The organism is Desulfovibrio sp. ZJ369 (assembly GCF_011039085.1).
Lineage (GTDB): Bacteria > Desulfobacterota > Desulfovibrionia > Desulfovibrionales > Desulfovibrionaceae > Desulfovibrio.
The window spans coordinates 103,247-126,117 of record NZ_JAAKEI010000003.1 but is presented as its reverse complement, the minus strand read 5'-3'; the positions used below and the strand labels follow the sequence as shown (position 1 = coordinate 126,117).

Annotated in this window: 20 protein-coding genes; 12 read left to right on the top strand and 8 right to left on the bottom strand. The window is 62.7% G+C overall.

Annotated elements, in window-relative coordinates; translation table 11 throughout:
• Positions 1 to 38: 38 nt before the first annotated feature.
• The 3 genes from G7Y51_RS01900 to G7Y51_RS01890 form a co-directional block, all read right to left on the bottom strand.
• Positions 39 to 875, bottom strand: coding sequence for a nitroreductase family protein (locus G7Y51_RS01900; RefSeq protein ID WP_165174725.1), 837 nt, complete (start codon positions 873 to 875; stop codon positions 39 to 41).
• A gap of 267 nt (positions 876 to 1,142) precedes the next feature.
• Complete coding sequence (locus tag G7Y51_RS01895) at positions 1,143 to 2,696, bottom strand: polysaccharide biosynthesis/export family protein (RefSeq protein WP_165174724.1); 1,554 nt, start codon at positions 2,694 to 2,696, stop codon at positions 1,143 to 1,145.
• A 234-nt stretch (positions 2,697 to 2,930) separates the two neighbouring features.
• Complete coding sequence (locus tag G7Y51_RS01890; protein ID WP_165174723.1) at positions 2,931 to 3,287, bottom strand: DVU3141 family protein; 357 nt, start codon at positions 3,285 to 3,287, stop codon at positions 2,931 to 2,933.
• Between the two features lie 350 nt (positions 3,288 to 3,637).
• Between G7Y51_RS01890 and G7Y51_RS01885 the strand changes: the two genes are divergently transcribed.
• The 10 genes from G7Y51_RS01885 (at position 3,638) to G7Y51_RS01840 (ending at position 15,780) form a co-directional block, all read left to right on the top strand.
• Complete coding sequence (locus tag G7Y51_RS01885; protein WP_206214226.1) at positions 3,638 to 4,663, top strand: molybdopterin-binding protein; 1,026 nt, start codon at positions 3,638 to 3,640, stop codon at positions 4,661 to 4,663.
• A 60-nt stretch (positions 4,664 to 4,723) separates the two neighbouring features.
• A complete protein-coding gene (locus tag G7Y51_RS01880; RefSeq protein WP_165174721.1) occupies positions 4,724 to 7,447 on the top strand; it encodes a molybdopterin-dependent aldehyde oxidoreductase in 2,724 nt (907 codons plus the stop codon).
• A 65-nt stretch (positions 7,448 to 7,512) separates the two neighbouring features.
• Positions 7,513 to 9,858 (top strand): pyridine nucleotide-disulfide oxidoreductase/dicluster-binding protein, encoded by a 2,346-nt coding sequence (locus G7Y51_RS01875; RefSeq protein ID WP_165174720.1) that lies wholly within the window; start codon positions 7,513 to 7,515, stop codon positions 9,856 to 9,858.
• Between the two features lie 168 nt (positions 9,859 to 10,026).
• Positions 10,027 to 10,242 carry a DVU_1557 family redox protein gene (locus tag G7Y51_RS01870; RefSeq protein WP_165174719.1) on the top strand — a complete coding sequence of 72 codons (216 nt, stop codon included), beginning with the start codon at positions 10,027 to 10,029 and terminating at the stop codon, positions 10,240 to 10,242.
• A complete protein-coding gene (trsM, locus tag G7Y51_RS01865; protein WP_165174718.1) occupies positions 10,239 to 10,955 on the top strand; it encodes a DVU_1556 family methyltransferase in 717 nt (238 codons plus the stop codon). The genes G7Y51_RS01870 and trsM overlap by 4 nt, the downstream gene beginning before the upstream one ends.
• Positions 10,952 to 11,419 carry a DVU_1555 family C-GCAxxG-C-C protein gene (locus tag G7Y51_RS01860; RefSeq protein WP_165174717.1) on the top strand — a complete coding sequence of 156 codons (468 nt, stop codon included), beginning with the start codon at positions 10,952 to 10,954 and terminating at the stop codon, positions 11,417 to 11,419. Before trsM ends, G7Y51_RS01860 begins: the two co-directional genes overlap by 4 nt.
• Positions 11,416 to 12,855, top strand: a complete 1,440-nt coding sequence (gene trsS, locus G7Y51_RS01855; RefSeq protein ID WP_165174716.1) for a radical SAM (seleno)protein TrsS — start codon at positions 11,416 to 11,418, stop codon at positions 12,853 to 12,855. Before G7Y51_RS01860 ends, trsS begins: the two co-directional genes overlap by 4 nt.
• Positions 12,852 to 13,997: a DVU_1553 family AMP-dependent CoA ligase gene (locus G7Y51_RS01850; protein WP_241160095.1), complete on the top strand. Its 1,146-nt coding sequence runs from the start codon at positions 12,852 to 12,854 to the stop codon at positions 13,995 to 13,997. Before trsS ends, G7Y51_RS01850 begins: the two co-directional genes overlap by 4 nt.
• Positions 13,994 to 15,169 (top strand): DVU_1551 family NTP transferase, encoded by a 1,176-nt coding sequence (locus tag G7Y51_RS01845; RefSeq protein ID WP_165174715.1) that lies wholly within the window; start codon positions 13,994 to 13,996, stop codon positions 15,167 to 15,169. Before G7Y51_RS01850 ends, G7Y51_RS01845 begins: the two co-directional genes overlap by 4 nt.
• Positions 15,166 to 15,780, top strand: a complete 615-nt coding sequence (locus tag G7Y51_RS01840) for a histidine phosphatase family protein (protein WP_165174714.1) — start codon at positions 15,166 to 15,168, stop codon at positions 15,778 to 15,780. The genes G7Y51_RS01845 and G7Y51_RS01840 overlap by 4 nt, the downstream gene beginning before the upstream one ends.
• A gap of 48 nt (positions 15,781 to 15,828) precedes the next feature.
• Here G7Y51_RS01840 and G7Y51_RS01835 read toward each other — a convergent pair whose 3' ends face one another.
• From G7Y51_RS01835 to G7Y51_RS01815, 5 genes are all read right to left on the bottom strand, one after another.
• A complete protein-coding gene (locus G7Y51_RS01835; RefSeq protein ID WP_165174713.1) occupies positions 15,829 to 16,380 on the bottom strand; it encodes a hypothetical protein in 552 nt (183 codons plus the stop codon).
• A gap of 151 nt (positions 16,381 to 16,531) precedes the next feature.
• Entirely contained in the window at positions 16,532 to 17,632 is a 1,101-nt protein-coding gene (gene ychF / locus G7Y51_RS01830; protein ID WP_165174712.1) for a redox-regulated ATPase YchF, read from the bottom strand.
• Between the two features lie 264 nt (positions 17,633 to 17,896).
• Positions 17,897 to 18,505, bottom strand: coding sequence for a FlgO family outer membrane protein (locus G7Y51_RS01825; RefSeq protein ID WP_165174711.1), 609 nt, complete (start codon positions 18,503 to 18,505; stop codon positions 17,897 to 17,899).
• 8 nt (positions 18,506 to 18,513) lie between these two features.
• Positions 18,514 to 18,816 (bottom strand): hypothetical protein, encoded by a 303-nt coding sequence (locus tag G7Y51_RS01820; protein WP_165174710.1) that lies wholly within the window; start codon positions 18,814 to 18,816, stop codon positions 18,514 to 18,516.
• Positions 18,817 to 18,829: 13 nt separating this feature from the next.
• Entirely contained in the window at positions 18,830 to 19,513 is a 684-nt protein-coding gene (locus G7Y51_RS01815; RefSeq protein WP_165174709.1) for a FlgO family outer membrane protein, read from the bottom strand.
• 228 nt (positions 19,514 to 19,741) lie between these two features.
• Between G7Y51_RS01815 and ispG the strand changes: the two genes are divergently transcribed.
• Positions 19,742 to 20,815, top strand: coding sequence for a flavodoxin-dependent (E)-4-hydroxy-3-methylbut-2-enyl-diphosphate synthase (gene ispG / locus G7Y51_RS01810; protein WP_165174708.1), 1,074 nt, complete (start codon positions 19,742 to 19,744; stop codon positions 20,813 to 20,815).
• Positions 20,816 to 21,099: 284 nt separating this feature from the next.
• Positions 21,100 to 22,854, top strand: a complete 1,755-nt coding sequence (locus G7Y51_RS01805; RefSeq protein WP_165174707.1) for a proline--tRNA ligase — start codon at positions 21,100 to 21,102, stop codon at positions 22,852 to 22,854.
• Positions 22,855 to 22,871: the final 17 nt, after the last annotated feature.

The following is a 22,871-nucleotide window of genomic DNA, read 5'->3' as shown; positions in this document are numbered from 1 at the left end:
AAACGCTCTAACATGGGAATATACAGGGCGAAGCCTTGTCAGGTTGTGGGCCAGGTAATACGATGGACTTGAGCCGGGCCGTGCTCTACTGTCCGATGATAGCTGACAGCCGGGTAACCGAAAAGCATGGCATAGCCCAGGGTATGTGTTTCCGGTATGCCCAGGCGCGGCAGAAACTCCGGCAGCACAAGCCGCAAGCACCAGTACAGCAGGCCACACCAGAGCGTGCCGAGCCCCTGTGTCTGTGCCAGCAATTCAAAAGAGGAGAGATAGATCAGAGGATCTTGTTCCACGCAGGTGGCATCCTTGGCGTTGGAAACCAGAATGCAGTGCGGCGCATGGCGAAAGATGCTGTCCTTTTGTTCCTTTTGCCAAAGTTCCGAGGCTGTGCTGAAAAATTTTTGCCGCGGATTTTCCGGCATGAGATTCTGCGCCGTCACTTCCGCCAGTCGCCGGTAAACGTCTTCGCGAAAGGCGTTCATGACTTTGATGTCGTCAATAACCGTTATCCAGAGCTTGCGCGAGTTGCCCCCTGTGGGCGCGTGGGAGGCGGCGTCCAAAATTTTTTTGAGCAAAGCGGGGTCGACATTTCTTTTCCTGTACTGTCGGACGGAGCGGCGCCCTTTCAGTAATGTTTCCAACTGCTCCGGCGTCGGGTAATTGCCTTTCAGGGAACGGCTTTGGGCAGGCGTATGGTTCAGAATGGAAATAGCGCCTGTGGGACAGACCGCCAGACAGTGCAGGCAGCGTATGCATTGCTCTTCCTTGCGGATCACAGGGTATTGATCCACCATCTCAATAACTTGCGGCAGACAATCCCTGGCACAAGACCCGCAGGAAACGCACAGATTTTTATCAAGTCTGAAATGCAGCATATACGAACTCCTTGAGAGAATGATGCGCGAGCCGTCCGACAAAGAAACGGTCTGCACTGCGCATAGTATAGGCTGCAACATCAGCCTCTGGCAAGAAAAGTCGCGTGCGGAAATGGAACCGGCAAAAGATGCACAAAATTGCCTCGGCGTACGCCGGGCTTTCATCTCGCCCGCGGCTGCCTTCTCCTTGGCCCAAGCGCCGGCAGCCACTGCTGGGCCCGGCGCGCTTGAGCTGCTGGCGTGGGGCTCTGCCTGCGCAAGCCGGCCTTACTGCAGGAAAGGCAGACCGAGCACCGCGCCGGTGGATACCGCCACCTGCATAAGCACCTGGGAAATGTCCTTGACTGCCTGCATACTCTTGGATTCCACTTTGGGCAGCACCAGAATCTGATCGCCGGCGCTGATTTTTCCACTGTTTCTGGAAACTGCGCCGTTCGAATGCATAATCAGCACATTGTCGCGGTCAGCCCTGTTGCCGTAGCCCCCGGCCCCCCTGACATAATCGTCCAAATCCTTTTCCTCGCTCCAGAGCATGGCCTGCGGCACCATCACCTCGCCGCTGACCAGAACAACGTCGCTTTTGGCCGGGATCACGATAACGTCGCCGTCCTCCAGCGTCAGATCCGCATTGTTTGAGCCGTCGTCAAGCACGACGACTCCCTCCGGCTCCACGCTTTTGGCCCGCTCCACGAATTTGGCCACCATTTCCGCTTCCTTGGCGCGGATCTGGGATTCCTCGGTGCTGGACGAGGACGCGGTAAGCGCGGTTTCCTCCAGACGGCGCAGAGAGTCGGCAATGGCTTTCTTTTGCCGGGCCGCCACGCTTTTGCGTTTGATGTACAGAGCCTTGAGATTGGCCCGCCCCGGCTCCACAGCAATGAAGTCCTGCACATCCCTGAGGCGCGCCCCCCGGCGCACCGGGAAGCGCGAGGAGCCGCGCACAGCGCCCTGGACCTCGATCATAATCGTATTTCCTGTGGCGTCGGCCATGAACTGCACGCGGTCGCCGTCTTCCAGACGCAGATGCGCCAATTCCTTGAGAGGCAGATAGGTGCTGTAGGGCGCGCCGTTGCGCGTTCCGGTAAGGGAGATGTGCGAAGCCCGGCTCTCTGGCCCGGCCAGTTCCATGAGCGCTGCGCCTGTGGCCTGCCCCTTCAAAAATTCAAAGCGCGCCTCATTGCGCACCGCGCCCGTGGCCGTGACCGCAGGCCCCTTGCTGCCCACCACAAGAGTATCGCCGTCCTGCAGGCGCAGGTTTGGCAACTCACCCCCACGCACAAAGGGATAAAGATCCAGATTGCCGACAAGCGCGCCGTTGCGCAGCAGGCGGATGGAACGGTAGCTGCCGCGCCGGGGGTCAATGCCTCCGGCCTTGTCCAGAAGGCTGAGAACCGGATCGCCCGGCGAAACAGCGTAGCGACCGGGCCTGACCACGCCGCCGGTTACAAAAACCGATACGGGCCGCGCGTCCAGCGGGGCCACATATATTTGAGTTTCGCCGTGCCCGCTGGCTGCCAGCTTGCTTCGCAAATCCTCTGCCAACTTGTCGTGGGCAATGCCCGCCACAGCCAGAGGCCCCACACCCGGCAGCTCGATGCGCCCGCCGGCATCCACAATAAAGGTATCGTCCACAGTGAGGCCACCGCCCCAGAGCCGCAAGACTACCCGGTCGCCGGGCGCGACTGCCGCGCCTTCCCCGCTTTGGGAGAAATTCCCCTGAAAAAGGTTGGCTCCATAGGGCTTGGGCGCGTCCGCGGCGTGACTTACCACGCTGAGCGCCAGGCAGGCCAGGACAAGAGAAAGGCAAAGTGATTTGAGCATGATGTGCATTGGGCGGTTACAGGCTTGTGATGAAGAATACCATGCGGGCGAGTCCGGAGAATGACGTCCGACATGTGAAATTTTTTTGTTTCCGGCAATGCTGCAAGTTTGTTATGCAGGGTAAGGTCTTGCGATTCATACTGCGCCCGTTACGCCGGGCTTCAGGGGGGGCGAAATCACGCATGGGGACGGCAGAAGCAAGGGCATGGCCCGCGCCGTGAGATCCCTGCCGCCTTAGTGGCCTATGCCGTGGCCCCACACCCGCGGCGCCATCCGCCATTCTCCCTCGCTGTTGCGGCAGATCACCACGACTTCGGCTTCTTTTTGGCCGGAAAGCACGCTGGCCCGTTTGCACTCCTCGCCCTTGGCCGAGGTGAAGCCGTTCTCCAGAGTTACCCGCACATTCTTGCCGAAATTCGGATCGTCAATGGTCGTGGAGTCGCCGGGATTGGCTGAAATCATATAGGCCTCCACCGGGCCGGGCGGCGTTTGCGGCGGCAGGGGCGGCGCATCGCCAAACAGTCCGCAGCCGTGCAGCAGCACAACCAGGGGCAGGCTCAGCAAAGGCAAGGGGCGAAAGGATACGCTCATGACAAGCCCTCCGGCGTTTGGCAAGGTAACCGTGTTCGTCCCGTCCTGAAAAAGCAGGGCGGCGTTTGCTTCATCTTGCAGAGAAAAGGGCCGCTGTCAAATGCCGCGTGATCCGGTCGTCCACGGGTTGGGCCCTGCGCAGCAAAGACTGCGCCTCTGTATGCAAGGCAGTCGCGTTTTTTCCCCAAATCGAGAAAAAACGAGGTAAAATTTTTATAAACCAATATGTTGTGATTACCACGATTCTGCATAACCTAACTTTTGTTTTGCCCTTTTATTGAAACACTGCTAAAGTAAAAATAAGCATATGCCAGAAAGAATGGGGTAGGGTCATGTCGAAAAACGCCGCCATGAAAACCATCAACGTGCGCGAGGCCGTGGGGAGCGTGCTCTGCCATGATATTACCCGCATCGTGCCGGGCGACTCCAAGGGGCCGGTGTTCCGCAAGGGGCATGTGGTGCGTCAGGAGGATATTCCTGTGCTGCTGGATGTGGGCAAGGAGCATCTGTACGTCTTCGAGCCCCAGCCGGGCCTTGTGCATGAAAATGAGGCGGCGGCCCGCATAGCCGCGGTAGCTGCCGGCCGCAATATCGCAATAGGCGAGCCCAGAGAAGGCCGGATCGATTTTTCCGCCGCCTGCGCGGGGCTGTTGCGGGTGGACGTGCCCATGCTCACCCGGCTCAACAGCCTTGGGGAGATAACTCTGGCCAGCCTGCATACCTTGCAGCGGGTGGATAAGGGCCGGGCCGTGGCCGGAACCCGCGTTGTGCCTTTACTGATCGATGAAGAAAAACTGCAGGCTGTGGAGGCACTGATCACCAGGCCGATCATTGAAGTGTTGCCCCTGCGGAAACTGCAGGTGGGCATCGTGACGACAGGCAGCGAAGTTTTTTCCGGTCGGATTCAGGACGCTTTCGGCCCGGTGCTGCGCAAAAAATTCGCCGAGCTGGGCAGCACGGTCCTGGGCCAGACCCTGACCAGCGACGAGGTGGCCATGACGGCCACAGCCATCAGGGATTTCATTGCGCAGGGCGCGGACATGGTGGTGGTCACCGGCGGCATGTCGGTGGACCCGGACGATCGAACCCCGGCCGCCATCCGGGCGGCAGGCGCGCGGATAATCAGCTACGGCGCGCCGGTTTACCCCGGAGCCATGTTTTTGCTGGCCTATATGGACGGTCCCCAGGGGCAGGCGCCGGTGCTGGGCCTGCCCGGCTGCGTCATGTACCACAAGGCAAGTATTTTCGACCTGCTGGTCCCGCGCCTGCTGGCCGGGCTCACAGTTACGGCCGAAGACGTGGTCGCGCTCGGCCACGGCGGTTTTTGCGCCGCTTGCCCGCAGTGCCGCTATCCGATCTGCCCTTTCGGCAAATGAGCATCCGAAACGGGCTGCGCCGCCAACGTGCGGTCAGCCTCTTACTTTAAGGAGTCGCGCATGGAAACAAAAACGCTTGTGGTTAACGGCATTCCCAGACGGCTGCTGGTCAACTCCGAAGACATGCTGGCCGATGTGCTGCGCGGGCAGTTGCAGATCACCAGCGTCAAGGTGGGCTGCGGTCAGGGCCAGTGCGGCGCATGTTCGGTTATTCTGGACGGCAAGGTAGTGCGCTCCTGCATCGTCAAAATGCGCCGCGTGCCGGAAAATGCCTCCATCACCACATTGGAGGGCATCGGCACGCCCACCTGCCTGCACCCCCTGCAAAAGGCCTGGATATATCACGGCGCAGCGCAGTGCGGCTTCTGCACGCCGGGATTCATTGTTTCGGCCAAGGGCCTGCTGGACGTGAACCCCAATCCGAGCCGGGAGGACGTGCGCGACTGGTTCCAGAAACATCATAATATCTGCCGCTGCACCGGCTACCAGCCCCTGGTCAACGCCGTCATGGACGCGGCCGCGGTCATGCGCGGCGAGAAAAAGCCCGAAGAGATCGAGTTCCAGATGCCGGCTGACGGCCATATCTGGGGCACGCGCCTGCCGCGGCCCAGCGCGCTGGCCAAGGTTACGGGCGTTGCGGAATTCGGGGCCGACGCCGCGTACCGTCTGCCGCCTGAGACCCTGCATCTGGCCTTGGCTCAGGCCAAAGTGTCCCATGCCCTGATCAAGGGCATCGACACTTCGGAAGCCGAAAAAATGCCCGGCGTCTACAAGGTGCTGACGCACAAGGACGTCAAGGGCAAGAACCGGATCACCGGCCTGATCACCTTCCCCACCAACAAGGGGGACGGCTGGGACCGGCCCATCCTTAATGACGAAAAAGTCTTTCAGTACGGGGACGCTCTGGCCATTGTCTGCGCCGACAGTGAATGCAACGCCCGCGCGGCGGCGGAAAAAGTCAAGTTCGATCTGGAGCTGCTGCCCGAATACATGAGCGCGCCCGAAGCCATGGCTCCGGACGCCATTGAGATTCACCCCGGCACGCCCAATGTCTATTATGATCAGAACATTGAAAAAGGCCAGGATACCCGCCCCTTCTTCGAGGACCCCAACAACGTGGTTGTGGAAGACAGCTTCTACACCCAGCGCCAGCCTCATCTGCCCATTGAGCCGGACGTGGGCTATGCCTATCTGAATGAGGACGGCAAGCTGGTCATCCATTCCAAGTCCATCGGCCTGCATCTGCACGGCCTGATGATCGCGCCGGGCCTGGGCCTGGATTTCGCCAACGATATGATTATGGTCCAGAACACCACGGGCGGCACGTTCGGCTATAAATTCAGCCCCACCATGGAGGCCTTGCTGGGCGTGGCCGTGCTGGCCACGGGCCGTCCCTGCCATTTGCGCTACAACTATGAGCAGCAGCAGCAATATACGGGCAAGCGCTCGCCCTTCTGGACCACAGTGCGGTACGCGGCGGACAAAAACGGCAAATTGCTGGCCATGGAAACCGACTGGTCCGTGGATCATGGCCCGTATTCCGAATTCGGGGATCTGCTCACCCTGCGCGGCGCCCAGTATATCGGCGCGGGCTACGGCATCCCCAATATCCGCGGCAAGGGGCGCACGGTCTGCACCAACCACTGCTGGGGCGCGGCTTTCCGCGGCTACGGCGCGCCGGAGAGCGAATTCCCTTCGGAAGTGCTCATGGACATGCTGGCCGAAAAGCTGCATATGGACCCGTTGGAACTGCGCGCCCTCAACTGCTACCGCAAAGGCGACACCACGCCCACCGGCCAGGAGCCGGAAGTGTACAGCCTGCCGGAAATGTTCGAGCTGATGCGGCCCCGTTACAAGGCCGCCCTGGAAAAGGCCAAGGCCAATTCCGAGGGCAGGATCAAGCGCGGGGTGGGCGTGTCTCTGGGCGTCTATGGTTCCGGCCTGGACGGCCCGGACACGGCCGAAGCCTGGGCCGAGCTCAATGAGGACGGCGGCGTGACCATCGGCGCATGCTGGGAAGATCACGGCCAGGGCGCGGATTCCGGCACGCTGGGCACCGCGCATGCGGCTCTGCGGCCGTTGGGGATTCCGGCGGAGAAAATCCGTCTGGTCCTCAACGACACCAGCAAGGCGCCCAACTCCGGCCCGGCCGGCGGTTCGCGCTCCCAGGTGGTTGTGGGCAATGCCATTCGCGTGGCCTGCGAAACGCTGATCGAAGCCATGCGCAAGCCCGCGGGCGGCTTTCTGGATTACGCGGGCATGAAGGCGGAGGGCCGCGACGTGCGCCAGCCGGGCAAATGGAGCGCCCCGGCCAAGGATTGCGACGCCAACGGTCAGGGCAACCCCTTCTGCTGCTATATGTACGGCCTGTTCCTGGCCGAAGTGGCCGTGGACGTGGATACCGGCAAAACCCAGGTGGAAAAGCTGACCTGCGTGGCCGACATCGGCTCCATCTGCAACAGATTGGTCACTGACGGCCAGATCTACGGCGGTATGGCTCAAGGCGTGGGCCTGGCCCTGAGCGAGGACTATGAGGACATTAAAAAGCACAGCACCATCGCGGGCGCGGGCATACCCGACATCAGGATGATTCCCGATGAAATGGAAATCATCTATGTGGAAAGCCCGCGGCCGGATGGCCCCTTCGGCGCATCGGGCGTGGGCGAAATGCCCCTTTCCGCGCCCCATGCGGCGATCATCAACGCCATTGCCAACGCCTGCGGCGCGCGGGTCAAGCATTTGCCCGCCCGGCCGGAAAAGGTGCTGGCCGCCATGCCCAAGTAACAACAACTGAGAAAAGGGGAGGGCAACCTCCCCTTTTCGCCGCGCCTTTTGCAGAGTAAACGGATATGGATCAACGTCGCCTCCACGAGATTGAAGCCCGCTGCACGCAGGAAAGCCCGCCGCACTGCCGGGCCGCTTGCCCGTTCCATTTGGACGTGCGCGCTTTCATGGCCCGCATGGCCGAAAAAAAGCCCGCTGAAGCCCGTAAGGTTCTGGAACGGCATTTACCCTTGCCGGGCATCATCGGGCGCATCTGCGATCACCCTTGCGAAAACGTCTGCCTGCGTTTGGATCTGGGCGGCAGTCTTGCCATTCATGCCCTGGAGCTGGCCTGCGTGACAACAGGCGAGCAGACCAGACGCCTGCTGCCCATGCCGCGCAAACGGTTCCGCATGGCCGTCCTGGGCGCGGGCCTGGCCGGTCTGGCCGCCGCCCATGATCTGGCGGCCAAGGGCTACCCGGTCACTGTTTTTCACCAGGGAGAAGCGTGGAAATTTTTGCGGGATCGCTATCCGGCCCTGAAAAAAGATGTCACGACCGGACAAGATCCTCTGGCGGCTGATCGGGAGATGCTGGCTCGCCGCCAGGTGCTTTTCAGCGAGGCTGTTCTGGACGCCGCCCTGGCGGAGCGCGCTGAAACGGAATTCGACGGCGTGCTGATCGACGCGGATGCAGCTCAGGCTTTGGCCCCCCCTGAGAGCGCAATAGATGCTGCCACCCTGCATTGGCGGGGCAAAATCTGTTGCGCGGGATGGCTCAGCGTCACTGCCACCGGCCATTGTTATGCCTCGGCCTCAGCACAGGCGGGGCAGGGGCGTTGCGCCGCGCAGACCCTGGAGCGGCTGGCAAGTGGCGTCTCATTGACGGCCGCGCGCGAAAAAGAGCAGGGTCCGTTGCACACCTCCCTGGAGGGCCTGGAGCCTGAGCCGCGTGTGGAACCCGCCGCAGAGATATATACGGAAAACGAGGCTGCCAGGGAGGCGGCCCGCTGCCTGCAATGCGAATGCCTGCTCTGCGTCCGGGAATGTGCGTATCTCCAGAAATACAAAGGCTATCCCCGGATCTATGCGCGCCAGATCTACAATAATGCCTCCATCGTCAAGGGCCTGCATACAGCCAATGCCCTGGTCAACGGCTGCGCGCTCTGCGGCCAGTGCCAGGAGCTCTGCCCTGAAAATTTCTCTATGGCGGAACTCTGCCTTTCCGCGCGCCGGGATATGGTGGAGCGCGACTTCATGCCGCCCTCGGCCCATGAGTTCGCGCTTGAAGACATGGAAAGCGCCTCCGGCCCCGAGTGCGCCCTGGCCCTGCCGGATGTTTCCCTGCCCCAGGGACGCCCCGCATCCTGGCTCTTCTTTCCCGGTTGCCAGCTGGCGGCCTCGCGGGGGGAGCAGGTGGGCGCGCTCTATGCCTATGTGCGGGACGCGCTGAAAGATCAGGCCGGGCAAAGGGCAGGCGTGGCCCTGCTGCTTTCCTGCTGCGGGATTCCGGCGCGCTGGGCAGGTCGTGAAACGCTTTTCAAGGAGCATGCGGCGCGGCTCGCGGAGCAGTGGGAGCAACTGGGCCGCCCTCAAATCATGGCGGCCTGCTCTTCCTGCTTGAGCGCATTGCGCGACGCCCTGCCCGAGGCCAAAGCGCTTTCCGTCTGGGAAGTGCTGGACGGCCTGCCGTTGCCACAAGCATCCCCGCAAGCCTTGCCGGAAGTATTTTCGATCCATGATCCCTGCACGGCCCGCGGGGATGCGGCCTGGCTGACCGCCGTGCGCAGCCTGGCCCGCAAATGCGGCGCGCGTCTGGAAGAGCCCCGCCTTTCCGGCGCGGCAACGGCCTGTTGCGGCTACGGCGGCCTTGTCTGGTGCGCGCAGCCCGATCTGGCGCGGGCTATGAGCGAACATCGCGCCGCCGGGCTGCCGCACACGGCCCTGGCTTCCTGCATCATGTGCCGGGACAGGCTGGTTGCGGACGGCAAAAAGTGCCGTCATCTGCTGGATTTGCTGTTTCCGGATCAGGGCGCTGCGGATGAGACGCAAAAAGGTCCGGGTCTTTCCGCGCGCCGGGCCAACCGGGCCGCTTTGCGCCGCAGGCTGCTGCGCGCATATTTGGGAACAGAGGAGGACGAAGCCGCGCCCGCCATTGTGCATGTGCCCCCGGAAACTTTGGCGCGCCTGGAAGAGCGGCATATTCTGCTTTCGGACGTGGAAGGGGCCGTAGCTGCCGCCGAAGCCGGGGGCGGACGCTTTCAGAATCTGGAAAATGGGCATTGGCTGGCGTCCTGGCGGCCGCGCCATGTGACCTTCTGGGCTGAATACAGCAATGAAGACGGCGTGCTGGTGCTGCATGACGCCTGGTGCCACCGGATGCAGGTGCCCGGTTCCGGCGGTCAGAGCGGCTGCGTGGCGGACAGCGGCTAGAGCGTTTTGCTAATGAAATTAGCTAAACGCTCTGGCGGCAGCGTTAGCTGGCGCCCGCGCCGAATGAGCGTCCAGACCGCGTTCTGGACGCGAAATGATGGCAGCGAAGTGATTGAAAATGAATATTTTCAATCAAAAAATGCTCTAGGACCGGGGAGGGCAGAGCGCATGAGCATGGGGCCCAATTATCCGCCGGACGCGGGCCAGTGGGTGTGCGGCCAATGCCGCTGCCCGCTGGAGCAGGCCAAGGTGCAGGCATTCTATCTGAACAGCGCATTTGACGTGTATCTTCCACGTTGCCCGAAATGCGGGCTGACCCTGGTGCCCAAGTCTCTGGCCCAGGGCAGGATGCTGGAAGTGGAAGCCTTGCTGGAAGACAAATGAGCCCTTTGTGGGAACAGCGCGATTTTCAGCGCGTGGCAGGGGATGTCTGGCGGCCCGGCGGCCCGGAACTGACCCGGCGCTGCCTTGAGCTCTGCGCGGAGCGTTGCGGCCTGCAACGCGGCTCCCTTGTCCTGGATCTGGGCTGCGGCCGTGGCGCAAGCCTGGATCTCCTGGCACAGGAAGGCTACCGCGCTCTGGGCCTGGATCGCAACGCCCATGCGGCATGGCCGAAGCGAATGTCAGGCATAAACGCGCTGCAAGCCGACGCCTCCTGTCTGCCCCTGACGGACAACAGTCTGGACGCTGTGCTCTGCGAGTGCGTGCTTTCTTTGCTGCACGATCCTTGTGCCGTGCTGCGCGGCTGCCGAAGGGTCTTGCGGCCCGGCGGCGCGCTGCTTGTCAGCGATCTTTTTTTGCGCGCGCCTGGGGGGAGCGGCTCTTCCGGCAGAGCAGGGCGTTGTGCCGAGGCTCGCTTCTCCTGCGCGGACGGAGCCCGTGCGCGCGAGGAGTGGGAAAGGCTGCTTGCGCGGGCCGGTTTTTTTCTTCATTATTTTGAGGATCACAGCCGGGCCCTGGCCGAGCTGGCGGCACGCCTGATCTGGTACGATGTCGCGGACGCGCCGGGCCCGGATCGCCGGGCCGCGCATTGTGCCTGCAAGGGAGGCCGCGCGCTGGGCTACGGGCTGTGGATAGCGCAAAAGGAGCCGCAATGAATCCCCTGATGCTGGAACTCCTGCCCTTGGTGCGCCAGGGCTATTGCTGCAGCCAACTGCTGATCCTGCTCATGCTGCAAGTGCGGGACCGGCAAAATCCCGAGCTGGTGCGCGCCATGCATGGCCTCTGCCACGGCATCGGCCAGTCCGACGGGCCCTGCGGCCTGCTCACCGGCGGGGCCTGCGCCCTGGCCCTTGCCACCGGCAAGGGCGCGGACAGTGAAACCGCGCATCCCATGCTCACGCCCATGCTCAATGACTACGCCCTGTGGTTTTATGAGCGCGTCAATCCCTACGGCGGCACGGCTTGCGGCTGTATCGCGGCCGGGCTGGGCGCCGTTGCGGGCGGCGAGACCGGCGGCGCGCCGGATGCCGCGGCCTGCGGCGATCTGCTGGCCGAATGCTGGGAAAAGATTCTGGAACTGCTGCAAAGCTATGACCTGGATGTGACCGCCGCATCATGATCCTGCGCCGCACCCAAAGCCTCTGCCCCGTCTGCCTGCGCCGCGTGGAGGCCGTTTACCAGCGCGTGGGCGGGGATTGCCGGGACGTTGTGCTGCGCAAGACCTGCCCGGAGCACGGCCCGTTCAGCGCGCCGGTCTGGCGCGAGGGGCCCGGCTTGGAGAACGCGCCGCTTTTTGAGAGCTGGTCGCGGCCCAAAAGCCCTTCGTATCCGGCTCACCCCGGCACGACCGTGCGGCGCGGCTGCCCCTTTGACTGCGGGCTCTGCCGCCTGCATGCCCAGCATACCTGCACCGGTCTGGTGGAAGTGACCATGCGCTGTGATTTGTCCTGCCCGGTCTGCTATGCCGGGGCGGGCGCGCCTGCGCTGCCCCCGGACCCGCCGCTTGCCGTTGTGGCCGCGCAACTGGATAGCCTCAGAAGCGCTTCAGGCCCTTGCAATGTGCAGATTTCCGGCGGGGAGCCCACAGTGCGCGAGGATTTGCCCGCCATTCTCCGCCTTGCGCGGGAGCGCGGCTTCGGACTGGTGCAGCTCAATACCAACGGCCTGCGCCTGGGCCGTGAAGAAGGCTATGCAACGCGGCTGCGCGAGGCCGGGCTGGATTCGGTTTATCTGCAATGGGACGGCGTCAGCGAGGCTGTTTTTGAAACCCTGCGCGGCAGGCCCTGCCTGGATCTGAAGCGCCGCGCCGTGGAACGCTGCGCGGCCGCGGGCCTGGGCGTGGTGTTGGTGGCCACTGTGGCCCGCGGCGTCAATGATCGCGAAATGGGGGACTTGCTGCGCCTTGCGCTTGCGCTGGGGCCTGCGGTACGCGGACTGCACTTTCAACCTGTTTCCTCCTTCGGGCGCTATCCCTGGCCCCTGGAAAACGCGCCCCGGCTCACCTTGCCCGAAATCATGGCCGCATTGGAACACCAGGCGCCGGAGTTGGTCAGGGCCGCGCATTTTCATCCGCCGGGCTGTGAACATTCCTTGTGCTCTTTCAGCGCGCTGTACCGCAGGGTGAGCACGCAGAGCCGGCCCGGCCGGGCAGAAGCCGGGAAACGGGCAAGCGCCCATCTGGAATGGCTGCCCGACAGCAACAGGAGCTGCTGTTCGCCGTTGCCGCCCCCGGCGGCCGAAGGCGCGCGCAAGGCCAAACAATTTGTGGCCCTGCACTGGAAGGGCGCGGGCCCGCGCGACATGGGCGACATGGGCGGCGCAAAGGACGAAGCGGGCGCAGGGGGCGATTTCAACCGATTTCTGGCCGGGGCCGGAGCCGGGCAGCGATTCACCGTTTCGGGCATGGCCTTTCAGGACGCGCTCAACCTGGATCTGGAACGGGTGCGCGGCTGTTGTATTCATGTGGTCCGTCCCGACGGGCGCCTGATTCCCTTTTGTCTGCACAATCTTACGGCCCGTGACGGAACGCGGCTGTACGGAGAGCCGTGGGCATGAGCGGGCCCTCGTGTCTGGATCTCTGGCTTGCCCAGGCCTGCGGCGCGCGGGAGCCGAAGCAACTGGCCGCGCGTTTGCGCGAGGCTCAGGCTGCGGCCCTGCGCCGCACGTTGCGCTATGCTCTGGAGCGCAGCGCTTTTTACGCGCGGCGTCTGGCGCAGTGCGATCTCAACCTGCGCGGCCCGGAAGATCTGCCTTGCCTGCCGTTTACACAGCCTTCTGATTTGCGCAACTGGCGCGATTTTCTCTGCGTCTCGCAGGGCGAAGTGCGGCGCATGGTCACCCTGCAAACCTCAGGCACCACGGGCAGCCCCAAGCGTCTGGCCTTTACGGATCGGGATCTGGCCCGCACCCGCGATTTTTTCCGGGCAGGCATGAGCCAACTGGTGGAGCCGGGCCAGCGCCTGGCCGTGCTTTTGCCCGGCGCGGAGCGGCCTGACGGCGTGGCGGATCTTTTGCGGCAGGCTCTGGCTGCCCTGGGCGTGGCCGTGGCTGTTCCCCCGCCGGCAGGGGCGCATTCCGGGGCGGATCAGGCTCCTGACCGGCATATATGGGGCGATGCCGACCATCTGCGCCGCTGGCTCAGGGACTTCGCGCCGCATTGTCTGGTGGCCGCGCCCGCGCAACTGGCCCTGCTTTTGCGCGTTTTTCCCGAACAGGGGCCGCCGGGCCTGCGCGGCGTCCTTTCCAGCGCGGATCGTCTTGATCCCGGCCTGGCCCGGCGCGTGCGCCATGCCTGGGGCTGCGCGCTGCTGGATCACTACGGCCTCACGGAAACGGCTTTCGGCTGCGCTGTGGAATGCGCGGCTCACGACGGCTATCATCTGCGCGAGCTGGACGTGCTGGCGGAAATCGTGGACGCGGCCAGCGGCGCGCCTCTGCCGCCTGGAGAGGCGGGCGAAGTGGTGATCACCACGCTTGACCGCGAGGCCATGCCCCTGATCCGGTACCGCACCGGCGACGTGGCCGCGCTTTTGCCGGGCCCCTGCGCCTGCGGCAGTCCCTTGCGCCGCATCGGGCCGGTTCTGGGGCGTCTGGAGCGGGTCGGCTCCGGCGGAACGGCGCAAATGCGTCTTGCGCATCCAGCCAAAGGGGCACAGGCGCGGATCGCCGCGCGAGCGGCCATTGAGGGGGCTGTATGAAAATTTGCGCGGTAGTGCTGGCCGCCGGGCAGGCCTCGCGCATGAAGGCTGTCAAAGCCCTCCTGCCCCTGCCCTTGCTGCCGGGCGGCCGGGATTGCCCGGCTCTGGAAGGTCTTGCCCGCCTGTACCGTGAGGCCGGAGTGCGGGATATTCTTGTGGTCAGCGGCCATCACGCGGCGGAGGTGGAGACGGCGGCCCGTTCTCTGGACCTTGTGACGGCGCGGAATCCCGATCCGGAGCAGGGCATGTTTTCTTCGGTGCGCGTGGGGCTGCGGGCTGTGGCCGCGGATTGCGACCGGGTATTCGTGCATCCGGCGGACGTGCCCCTGGTTCGTCCGCTGACCGTGCGGGCCTTGCTGGAGGAGGCGCGGGCTGTGCCGCGCGCGGTTCTGATTCCCGGCTTTGAGGGCAGGGAGGGGCATCCGCCCCTGTTGCCCGCGGCTTTTGCGAAAACTATCTGCAACTACCAGGGCGGGGACGGTCTGCGCGGAGCGCTGGCAGCCTTGCCGCGGCGGCTGGTGGAGGTCGCCGATTCCTTTGTTCTTGAAGACATGGACAGGCCCGAAGATTATGCGCGTCTGCGGGGTCTGGCCGCGCGGCGTGGGGCCCTTGCGCCCGCCGAGGCGCGCCGCCTGCTGCGCGAGCGGGGCATCCCGGAAAAAGGGCTGCGCCATGCCGAGGCGGTGGGGGCCGTGGCGCAGGGCCTGGCTCTGGCCCTGCAAGAGAGCCGCGCGGCCCAGGGATCTGCGCCGGGCATTGATCCCTCTCTGGCTCTGGCTGGAGGCCTGCTGCACGACATCTGCAAGGGCCAGGCCGGGCATGAGGCCGCGGCCGGGCGTTTGCTGCGCGGCCTGGGGCTGCCGGTTATGGCCGCGCTGGCAGTTGATCACCGCGATCTTTCTCTGCCTGAAGGATGCCCTGTGGGCGAGCGGGAAGTGGTGTATCTGGCCGACAAATACTGCCGCGGCAAAGAATTTGTCAGCCTTGAGCAACGCTTCGGCCAAAAACTGGCGCTCTATGCCGCTGACGCCGAGGCCTGCGCGGCCATCCGGGCGCGCCTGGGGCGGGCCCGGACACTGGAGGCGCGTCTTGCCCGCGAGATGGGGCAGGAACCCGCGCGCATAGCGCGGCGGGTTCTGGCCGACCTCAGCGGCACGGAAGGGCGCTTGTGAGCGGTCTCTGGCTGGTGCGCCACGGGGCTTTGCCGCCCAATCCGGAGCGCCGTTTCGTGGGCGCGCGCGATCTGCCGTTGAGCGAAGCCGGACGCGCGCAGATCCGGGGGCTTGCCCGTGATTTCGCGCCGGTTTTGAAAAGCGGCGCGCTGGCGGCTGTCCTTTCCTCTGATCTGGAGCGTTGCCGGGAGACCGCGGCGATTATTGCCACTGCGGCAGCCTGGGCAGCCGGAGCAGAGGGAAAGGGCACAACTGCCGCAACGTCGGTTCCACTGCATGCGGACGCGGACTTGCGGGAAATCAATCTCGGCTCCTGGCAGGGACTGACACCCCAGGAGGTGCGGCAGGCCTTCCCCGGCCAATACGAGCGGCGCGGCAAAGATCCGGCCCGATTCCGGCCGCCGGGAGGCGAGAGTTTCGCTGATGTGCAGCGCCGCGCTCTGGCGGCTCTGGCCCGCTGGCGGGCCCGCTATCCTGAAGGGCAACTGCTGCTGGCGGGCCATGCGGGCTTGAACCGGACGTTGCTGGCCCGCTATCTGGCCCTGCCCCTGAGCGAAGCGCTGCGCATTCCGCAGCCCTATGCCTGCCGCGCTTTTTTGCCCGGATGGTAGCTCTTTGCCGCGGTTCCGCCCGCGCGATCCGGCAGGCTCACGCCAGGCTCAGCGCAGATCCAGGCGCACGCCCTTTGCATCAAAAATGCCGATGCTCAGGGAGATATAGCGTTCGGCAAGGGTCTGCTCGCACAGATCCAGGGAGATGTGGCGAAGATTCTCAAGGCTGAAGCCGGTCAGCCAGCGTCCGGCCTCCAGACCAAGAGCCGCGAGCTGCTCCAGCGGCGTAAAGATCACGGCCGGGCAGGTTTTGTAGAGATAAAGACTGCCGTTGACCAGTACCAGCGGGAACAGGCCGCAGGCCACGGGCCGTTGCGCGTGCGGCAGGCGGCAGCCTTGATCCGTATCGGCCTTGCAGCCGCGCGCGTCCAGACAGGCCGTGTCCGCATTGAGCAGATAAAAGTCATCGTCAAGATTGGGGCGGAGCTGACTTGGCAGCAGAGCCATGGGAAAGGGGGTATTGGAATCCTGCGGGCCGCAGCAATAGCGGCAATCCTGGCAGTAGGGATTTTCCAGCCAGTGGCCGCGCCATTGCAGCGGGCGAGGGCGTGGAAAACGTTCGCGCCAGAGTTCAAGATAATGCCAAAAGCCTTTCTGCATGCTCATATCCTTCCATGACGTTATAAACAACGGCCTGCAACATTAGCCCGGCTGCATTGTACAGTGCGCCGCACGTCTTTCGCTTATCCCCAATGCGCAAGATCTGTCAAATATGAAGAAAGCGGCAATGTTACTGCGAATGCAGCGCGTTCTACACATTGAACAAAAAGTGCATCACGTCGCCATCCCGCACCACATAGTCCTTGCCTTCCACCCGCAGCACGCCGTCAGCGCGGCATGCTGCTTCGTTTTCATGCTTCATGTACTCCTCGAAGGAGATGACTTCGGCTCTGATGAAGCCGCGCTCAAAATCCGTATGAATCACACCCGCGGCCTGGGGGGCTTTCCACCCTTGGCGAATGGTCCAGGCGCGCACTTCATCCGGCCCGGCAGTAAAATAGCTGCACAGGCCCAACGTGGCGTAACCGGTATGAATGATCCGCGCCAGCCCGCTTTCCGTAATGCCGTAGGAAGTTAGCATTTCCGCTTGTTCCTCGTCAGACAAACCTTGAAGTTCTTCTTCAAGTTTGGCGCAAATGCAGGCAAAGCCCGCCCGGCGTTGCCCGGCCAGGGCGCGCACTTCTTCCACATGGGCGTTGCCGTGGGCCAGGGCGGCCTCGTCCACATTGGCGCAATAGATCACAGGCTTGGCCGTCAGCAAGCCCAGTTCCCGCCAGGAGGTCAAAAAGGCCTCATTGTCGGGCAGGGGAAAAGCGCGCGCGGCTTTGCCCTCATTGAGATGCGCCAGCAAGTCCTGCATGATTGCGGCCGCGTTTTTGGCGTCTTTGCTGCCCTTGGCCATTTTTTGCAGTTTTTCAAGGCGCTTTTCCACGCTCTGCAAATCGGCCAGCAGAAGCTCGGTCTCAATGGTTTCTATATCGCGCAAAGGGTTCACGTCGCCATCCACATGCGCGATGTTTTCATCTTCAAAGCAACGCACCACCTCAACAATGGCCGCGCATTCGCGAATATTGGCCAAAAACTGATTGCCCAGCCCTTCGCCCTTGCTCGCGCCGCGCACCAGGCCTGCAATATCAATAAAGTCCACGCTGGCGTAGATGGTTTTTTGCGGCCTGGCCTTGGCCGAAAGCGCGTCCACGCGCGCGTCCGGCACAGCCACGGTGGCTTTGTTGGGCTCAATGGTGCAAAAAGGGTAATTGGCGGCCTGGGCGTTCTGGGCTTTGGTCAATGCGTTGAACAGGGTGGATTTGCCTACATTGGGCAAGCCCACAATACCGATGCTGAGCGCCATGACGACTCCTTGAATGTATGACGTATGTTGATATGCGAAATCTTCGCATGCCTCGGAGCGTTAAAGCATTTTCAGAATGAAATGTCGAGAATGCGATCCGGGCGCGGCAGGGCAGACGTATGCGGCCGCCAATGCAAAGCCCCGCACAGGATTCGCAAGTGGCGTCTTTTGATGGCAAAAAGACGCCGCTGCGAATCTGGCGCGGGGCAGTCGGTACCCTTTCGGTTCGCGCCTGCCGCCAGAGGCGGCAAGACGCTGCGACGATCACTGCAAGCGGGTGTATACCGTAGGCATATAACCGCTGCCGGGGAGCGGATCCTCAAGCAGGGGCAGCAGATCATCGGTAATGGGCACCGTGGCCGTGCCCTTGGCCAGCACTTCATTGCTGGTGGTGTGAATAAGGCTGATGCTGAACCGCACCTGCTCGCTGCTGACCACATAGGTTCCGGCCAGCACGGCCTGGCTTGTGCCCACGGTTCTGGCGAGCTTGCGCACGTCGCGGGTCAGGATGAATTCGCCCTTGCGCCTGTCAAAGCGTATATAACGCCCTTTGCGCAATTCCTGATAGCGATAGCCGGCGTTGATCAGCCAACGGGAGATTTCTTCCGTCATCTGGCGACCCAGGGGGGAGGATTTTTCCAGGTTGTTCAAATTGACCGGGGTTGTGCCCATGATCATGATCCCGGCCCGCGCCCGGGCGAAGCGTTGTTTTTTGTCGATGTCCGGATCATTGCCCGCATAGCGCATCATCAGTTGCGCATCCATTTGCTCGGCAATGCTGTTGGCCGCTTTGGGCACGGTGCCTATGGCCGCGGCGGTCAGCGGAAAAAGCAGGGCGGCAAAAACCAGAATAACGACAATAAAACGGCTCATGTCAGACCTCAGCGCATAGTGCGCAACAGAAGTTCAACTCCGCCCAGCTCGTGTTTGATCACGGCCAGGGCTTCATTTGACTGGCAGGTGGAAAGCGCCTGGGCATACGATTGGCGCGCCAGCTCATAGCGGCCCTGTGCTCTGTATGCGCGGGCCTGCTCCAGATATTGGGCGCTTATGTCCGGTCCCAGCTTGAGAGGCGGGGCACCTGGAACCTCTTCCCCGTGAGCGGAAAGCGATTGGGCCGGGAGGGGAGAAAAAAGGATCGGCAGTATCCAGAGCATGAGAGAAAAAACAAGTGCGTATCGCATGGCTGTTCCGGCATTATTTGCCTTGCTTGATGGGTATGCTGCCGCTGCTGATGGAGCTCGCGGGCGTATACAATGAAGGATACAGGCCTTGCCGTTGCCTGGCTGGCGTAACGGCGGCCGGTTTCACGGCGACGGCCCTGGAAGCCACCGGGTCGGATTTGCCCATGCGCGCGATGATCGGCGTGTTGACCAGCACAAGCTGGCCGGTGCGCAGCACCAGGCCGTCATCGGCGCGCACCAGCCGGGCATTGACGAAAGTGGCGTCCTTGTCCACATAATAGGTGCCCACGACCAGGGCAGCCCATTTCTGGCCCTGGGTGGATACGAGCTGACTGGCCGCCAGAGCCAGATCGTCGCGGCCGCCCGCCACCGAGATATGGCCGGTCAGGCGGTACTCGCGCGTGGGAAAGCCGCGCTGGTTGAACTCGTAGAACATGGCCTCGCCCAGCAGCCTGCCCAGGGGGGAACTGCGGGAGGTGTTGTTTTGATCCACAAAAGACGTGGGCATGGCCACAAAACCCTGAATCGCGTCATTGGGCATGGTGGCCAGCATCTGATCCGCCAGTTCGCGGCATTTAAGCTTCAGCTCCACAGCGTCCACATATGCGGGATCGTTGGGCGCGGGCGTTGTTGTGCAGCCCGGCAAAAGCGGCAGCAGAAGCGCGCAGAGCAGCAAAAGGCGCAACAGACTGTGCATAGTGACCTCAACAAGCACGTTAATATTTTTCTTATCGTCGGCGCGGCCCGGAACTTGAGTGTGATTGCCGAAAAAGCCGCATGTTTTTCCCGGTTGTTCCCGATAAATATATGCAAGATATGTTCCAGGCGCAGGCTTGGCTTGCGCCCGGAAATAGCGTACAAGGTTTTTTTGCCGTGGAACAGGGCGGCAGAGAGCTGACAGGCAGTTTTTTTGTGGGAGCCGGAGATGCGCAAGACACAAACCCGCGCCATCAGGCTGGGCGGGCTGACCATCGGCGGCGGCGCGCCGGTCATGGTGCAGAGCATGACCAATACCGATACCCGCGACGTTGCGGCCACCCTGGCGCAGATCGCGCGCCTCGCGGAACGCGGCTGCGAAGCCGTGCGCCTGGCCGTGCCGGACGAAACGGCCGCCAGAGCTCTGCCCGCCATCCGCAGCGGCACGTCCCTGCCGCTGATCGCGGACATTCATTTTGATCACCGTCTGGCAATTGCCGCACTGGAGGCAGGGCTTGAAGGCCTGCGCATCAACCCCGGCAATATCGGCCCGAAAGCGCATGTGGATAGAGTGGTGGATGCCGCCAAAGCCCACAAGGCGGTGATCCGTGTGGGCGTCAACTCCGGCTCTCTGGAAAAGCGCCTGCTCCAGGAGTATGGAGGGCCTTGCCCCAAGGCCCTGGTGCAAAGCGCCCTGGGGCATGTGCGTCTGCTGGAAGGCCGGGGTTTTTATGACATCAAGATTTCGCTCAAATCATCTTCGGTCCCGGATACCATCGCGGCATACCGCTTGCTGTCCGAGGCCTGCGACTATCCCCTGCATATCGGCATCACGGAAGCGGGCGGCCTTGTGCGCGGCGCGGTCAAATCTTCCGTAGGCATCGGGATTTTGCTGCACCAGGGCATCGGCGACACCATGCGGGTTTCGTTGACCGCCGATCCGGCCGAAGAGGTCAGTGTGGCCTGGGAAATTCTGCGCGCGCTGGGCTTGCGCTCGCGCGGGCCGGAAATCATTTCCTGCCCCACCTGCGGCCGCACGGAAATCGATCTCTTCAGCCTGGCCCGCGCCGTGGAGGATCGACTGGCCGGGTCCACCGCAGACATCAAGGTCGCGGTCATGGGTTGCGTGGTCAACGGCCCGGGCGAGGCGCGCGAGGCGGATCTGGGCCTGGCCGGAGGCCGGGACAAAGGCATCATCTTCCGCAAGGGCAAAGTCATCCGCTCGATCAGAGGCCAGGAGGCCCTGCTCGCGGCCTTTATGGAAGAGCTGCAAAGACTGTTGGATGAAAAAGGCGGCCTTTAGAGCATTTTCTCTTTGAAAATGCTCTGCTGACGCGAAAGCGGCAGCCGCCGCAACGCGGCGTACATTCAGGCGAAAACCGCGTTTTTCGCCTGAATGCCACCTTTGACTTTCATAAAAAGTCAAAGGTAATCTGTTCTAGACCGGATAAGCTTTGAAATTTTACAAATTTCAACGTTGTCATGCCGTGGAACAACGTGGCTTTTCACGGAATGCGCTCCGGTCGTTGCGGCTTGCTCACGCCGTTGCGCCGCGCGGTAAAACTTCATGTAAAGGATGCAAAATCCATGCGCTTCAGTTCCTGTTACATTCCCACGCTCAAGGAATCCCCGGCAGACGCCGAGGTGATCAGTCACAAGCTTTTGCTGCGCGCCGGCATGGTGCGCCGACTCACCTCCGGGCTTTATATTTATCTGCCCCTGGGCCTCAAGGTCATGGAAAAAATCGCCGGGATCGTGCGCGAAGAGATGAACGCGGCCGGTTTTCAGGAATTGCTCATGCCCATGGTCCAGCCAGGGGATCTCTGGAAAGAGACCGGCCGGTGGGAGCACTACGGCAAGGAGCTTTTGCGTTTCAAAGATCGCAATGAGCGCGAGTATTGCCTGGGCCCCACGCATGAGGAAGTGATCACGGATCTGGTGCGCGGCGAAGTGCGTTCCTACCGGCAACTGCCGGTGCGTCTCTATCAGATCCAGAGCAAGTTCCGCGATGAAATCCGCCCCCGCTTCGGTCTGATGCGCGGCCGCGAATTCATGATGAAGGATGCGTATTCCTTTGACGCCGACAGCGCGGGCGCGGAGCGGAGCTACAAACTGATGTACGACGCCTATACCCGCATTTTCAGCCGCCTGGGCCTCAGGTTCAGGGCAGTTGAAGCCGACACCGGCTCCATCGGCGGCAATTTTTCCCATGAGTTCATGGTCCTGGCCGATACCGGCGAGGATACCATCGCCTTCTGCCATAACTGCGATTACGCGGCCAACGTGGAGCGCGCTGAAGTGACCTGGCAGGGCGAAGCATGCGCCGCCGCCTGCCCGCCTTGCGAAAAAGTCGCTACTCCGGGTGCGCACAGCGTGGAAGAAGTGGCAAACATGCTGCATGTGCCTGCCGCGAGCATCGTCAAAACCATGCTCTTGACTGTGGACGGCAAAACCGTTGCCGTGCTGGTGCGCGGCGACCGCGAGGTCAATGCCGTCAAGCTCAAGAATCTGCTCAAGGCGCAGGATGCGGAACTGGCCGGGGCCGCCGTGGTGGAAGGCCTGACCCATGCGCCGGTGGGCTTCGCGGGCCCCATTGGCCTGTCCGTGCCCGTGTACGCGGATTTTGAATTGCAGGGGGGCACGGATTACATTGTCGGGGCCAACGCCGCTGACGCCCATTTCAGGCATGTGGACCTGCGCCGCGACGCAACAATCACGGCCTGGGCGGATCTGCGCGCCATCACCCCGGAGGATGTCTGCCCGCGTTGCGGCGGCCGCATTGAGCTTACCAGGGGTATTGAGGTGGGGCACATCTTCATGCTGGGCCTTAAATACAGTGAGGCCATGCATGCGGCCTTTCTGGATGAAACCGGGAAGGAAAAGCTGATGATCATGGGCTGTTACGGTATCGGCGTCTCGCGCGTGGCCGCTGCCGCCATTGAACAGAACCACGATCAAAACGGCATTGTGTTCCCGCCGCCGCTGGCTCCCTTTACATGTATTCTGCTCAATCTTGACCCGCGCAACGCCGAAGTCAACGCCAGGGCTGAAGCAATCTACGCCTTGCTTCGGGAGATGGACGTTGATGTCTTGCTGGACGACCGGGATGAGAGGCCGGGGGTTAAATTCAAGGATGCCGACCTCCTGGGCGTGCCCATGCAGTTGGTGGTGGGCGGCAAAGGCCTCGCGCGCGGCATTGTGGAATGCAAGGATCGTCGCAGCGGCGAAAAAGGGGAACTTTCCGTGGAAAACCTGGCCCGGGATTTTTCGGCCTGGGCCGCGGCGGTGCGCAACGGCTGGGAAAAGCAGCAGGGGCCTGAGCGATCCGGCCCTGCGCTTTGAGCCTTTGCCGGAGCCGC

Excerpts from the sequence above, each read along its gene's own strand:
- G7Y51_RS01845 (WP_165174715.1), top strand. The coding sequence starts at position 13,994 with ATGAAAATTTGCGCGGTAGTGCTGGCCGCCGGGCAGGCCTCGCGCATG.
- G7Y51_RS01820 (WP_165174710.1), bottom strand. The coding sequence starts at position 18,816 with ATGCGATACGCACTTGTTTTTTCTCTCATGCTCTGGATACTGCCGATC.
- G7Y51_RS01835 (WP_165174713.1), bottom strand. The coding sequence starts at position 16,380 with ATGCAGAAAGGCTTTTGGCATTATCTTGAACTCTGGCGCGAACGTTTT.
- G7Y51_RS01895 (WP_165174724.1), bottom strand. The coding sequence starts at position 2,696 with ATGCTCAAATCACTTTGCCTTTCTCTTGTCCTGGCCTGCCTGGCGCTC.
- G7Y51_RS01885 (WP_206214226.1), top strand. The coding sequence starts at position 3,638 with ATGAAAACCATCAACGTGCGCGAGGCCGTGGGGAGCGTGCTCTGCCAT.
- G7Y51_RS01860 (WP_165174717.1), top strand. The coding sequence starts at position 10,952 with ATGAATCCCCTGATGCTGGAACTCCTGCCCTTGGTGCGCCAGGGCTAT.
- G7Y51_RS01880 (WP_165174721.1), top strand. The coding sequence starts at position 4,724 with ATGGAAACAAAAACGCTTGTGGTTAACGGCATTCCCAGACGGCTGCTG.
- G7Y51_RS01825 (WP_165174711.1), bottom strand. The coding sequence starts at position 18,505 with ATGAGCCGTTTTATTGTCGTTATTCTGGTTTTTGCCGCCCTGCTTTTT.
- G7Y51_RS01850 (WP_241160095.1), top strand. The coding sequence starts at position 12,852 with ATGAGCGGGCCCTCGTGTCTGGATCTCTGGCTTGCCCAGGCCTGCGGC.
- G7Y51_RS01870 (WP_165174719.1), top strand. The coding sequence starts at position 10,027 with ATGAGCATGGGGCCCAATTATCCGCCGGACGCGGGCCAGTGGGTGTGC.
- ispG (WP_165174708.1), top strand. The coding sequence starts at position 19,742 with ATGCGCAAGACACAAACCCGCGCCATCAGGCTGGGCGGGCTGACCATC.
- G7Y51_RS01900 (WP_165174725.1), bottom strand. The coding sequence starts at position 875 with ATGCTGCATTTCAGACTTGATAAAAATCTGTGCGTTTCCTGCGGGTCT.
- ychF (WP_165174712.1), bottom strand. The coding sequence starts at position 17,632 with ATGGCGCTCAGCATCGGTATTGTGGGCTTGCCCAATGTAGGCAAATCC.
- G7Y51_RS01890 (WP_165174723.1), bottom strand. The coding sequence starts at position 3,287 with ATGAGCGTATCCTTTCGCCCCTTGCCTTTGCTGAGCCTGCCCCTGGTT.
- trsM (WP_165174718.1), top strand. The coding sequence starts at position 10,239 with ATGAGCCCTTTGTGGGAACAGCGCGATTTTCAGCGCGTGGCAGGGGAT.
- trsS (WP_165174716.1), top strand. The coding sequence starts at position 11,416 with ATGATCCTGCGCCGCACCCAAAGCCTCTGCCCCGTCTGCCTGCGCCGC.
- G7Y51_RS01805 (WP_165174707.1), top strand. The coding sequence starts at position 21,100 with ATGCGCTTCAGTTCCTGTTACATTCCCACGCTCAAGGAATCCCCGGCA.
- G7Y51_RS01815 (WP_165174709.1), bottom strand. The coding sequence starts at position 19,513 with ATGCACAGTCTGTTGCGCCTTTTGCTGCTCTGCGCGCTTCTGCTGCCG.
- G7Y51_RS01875 (WP_165174720.1), top strand. The coding sequence starts at position 7,513 with ATGGATCAACGTCGCCTCCACGAGATTGAAGCCCGCTGCACGCAGGAA.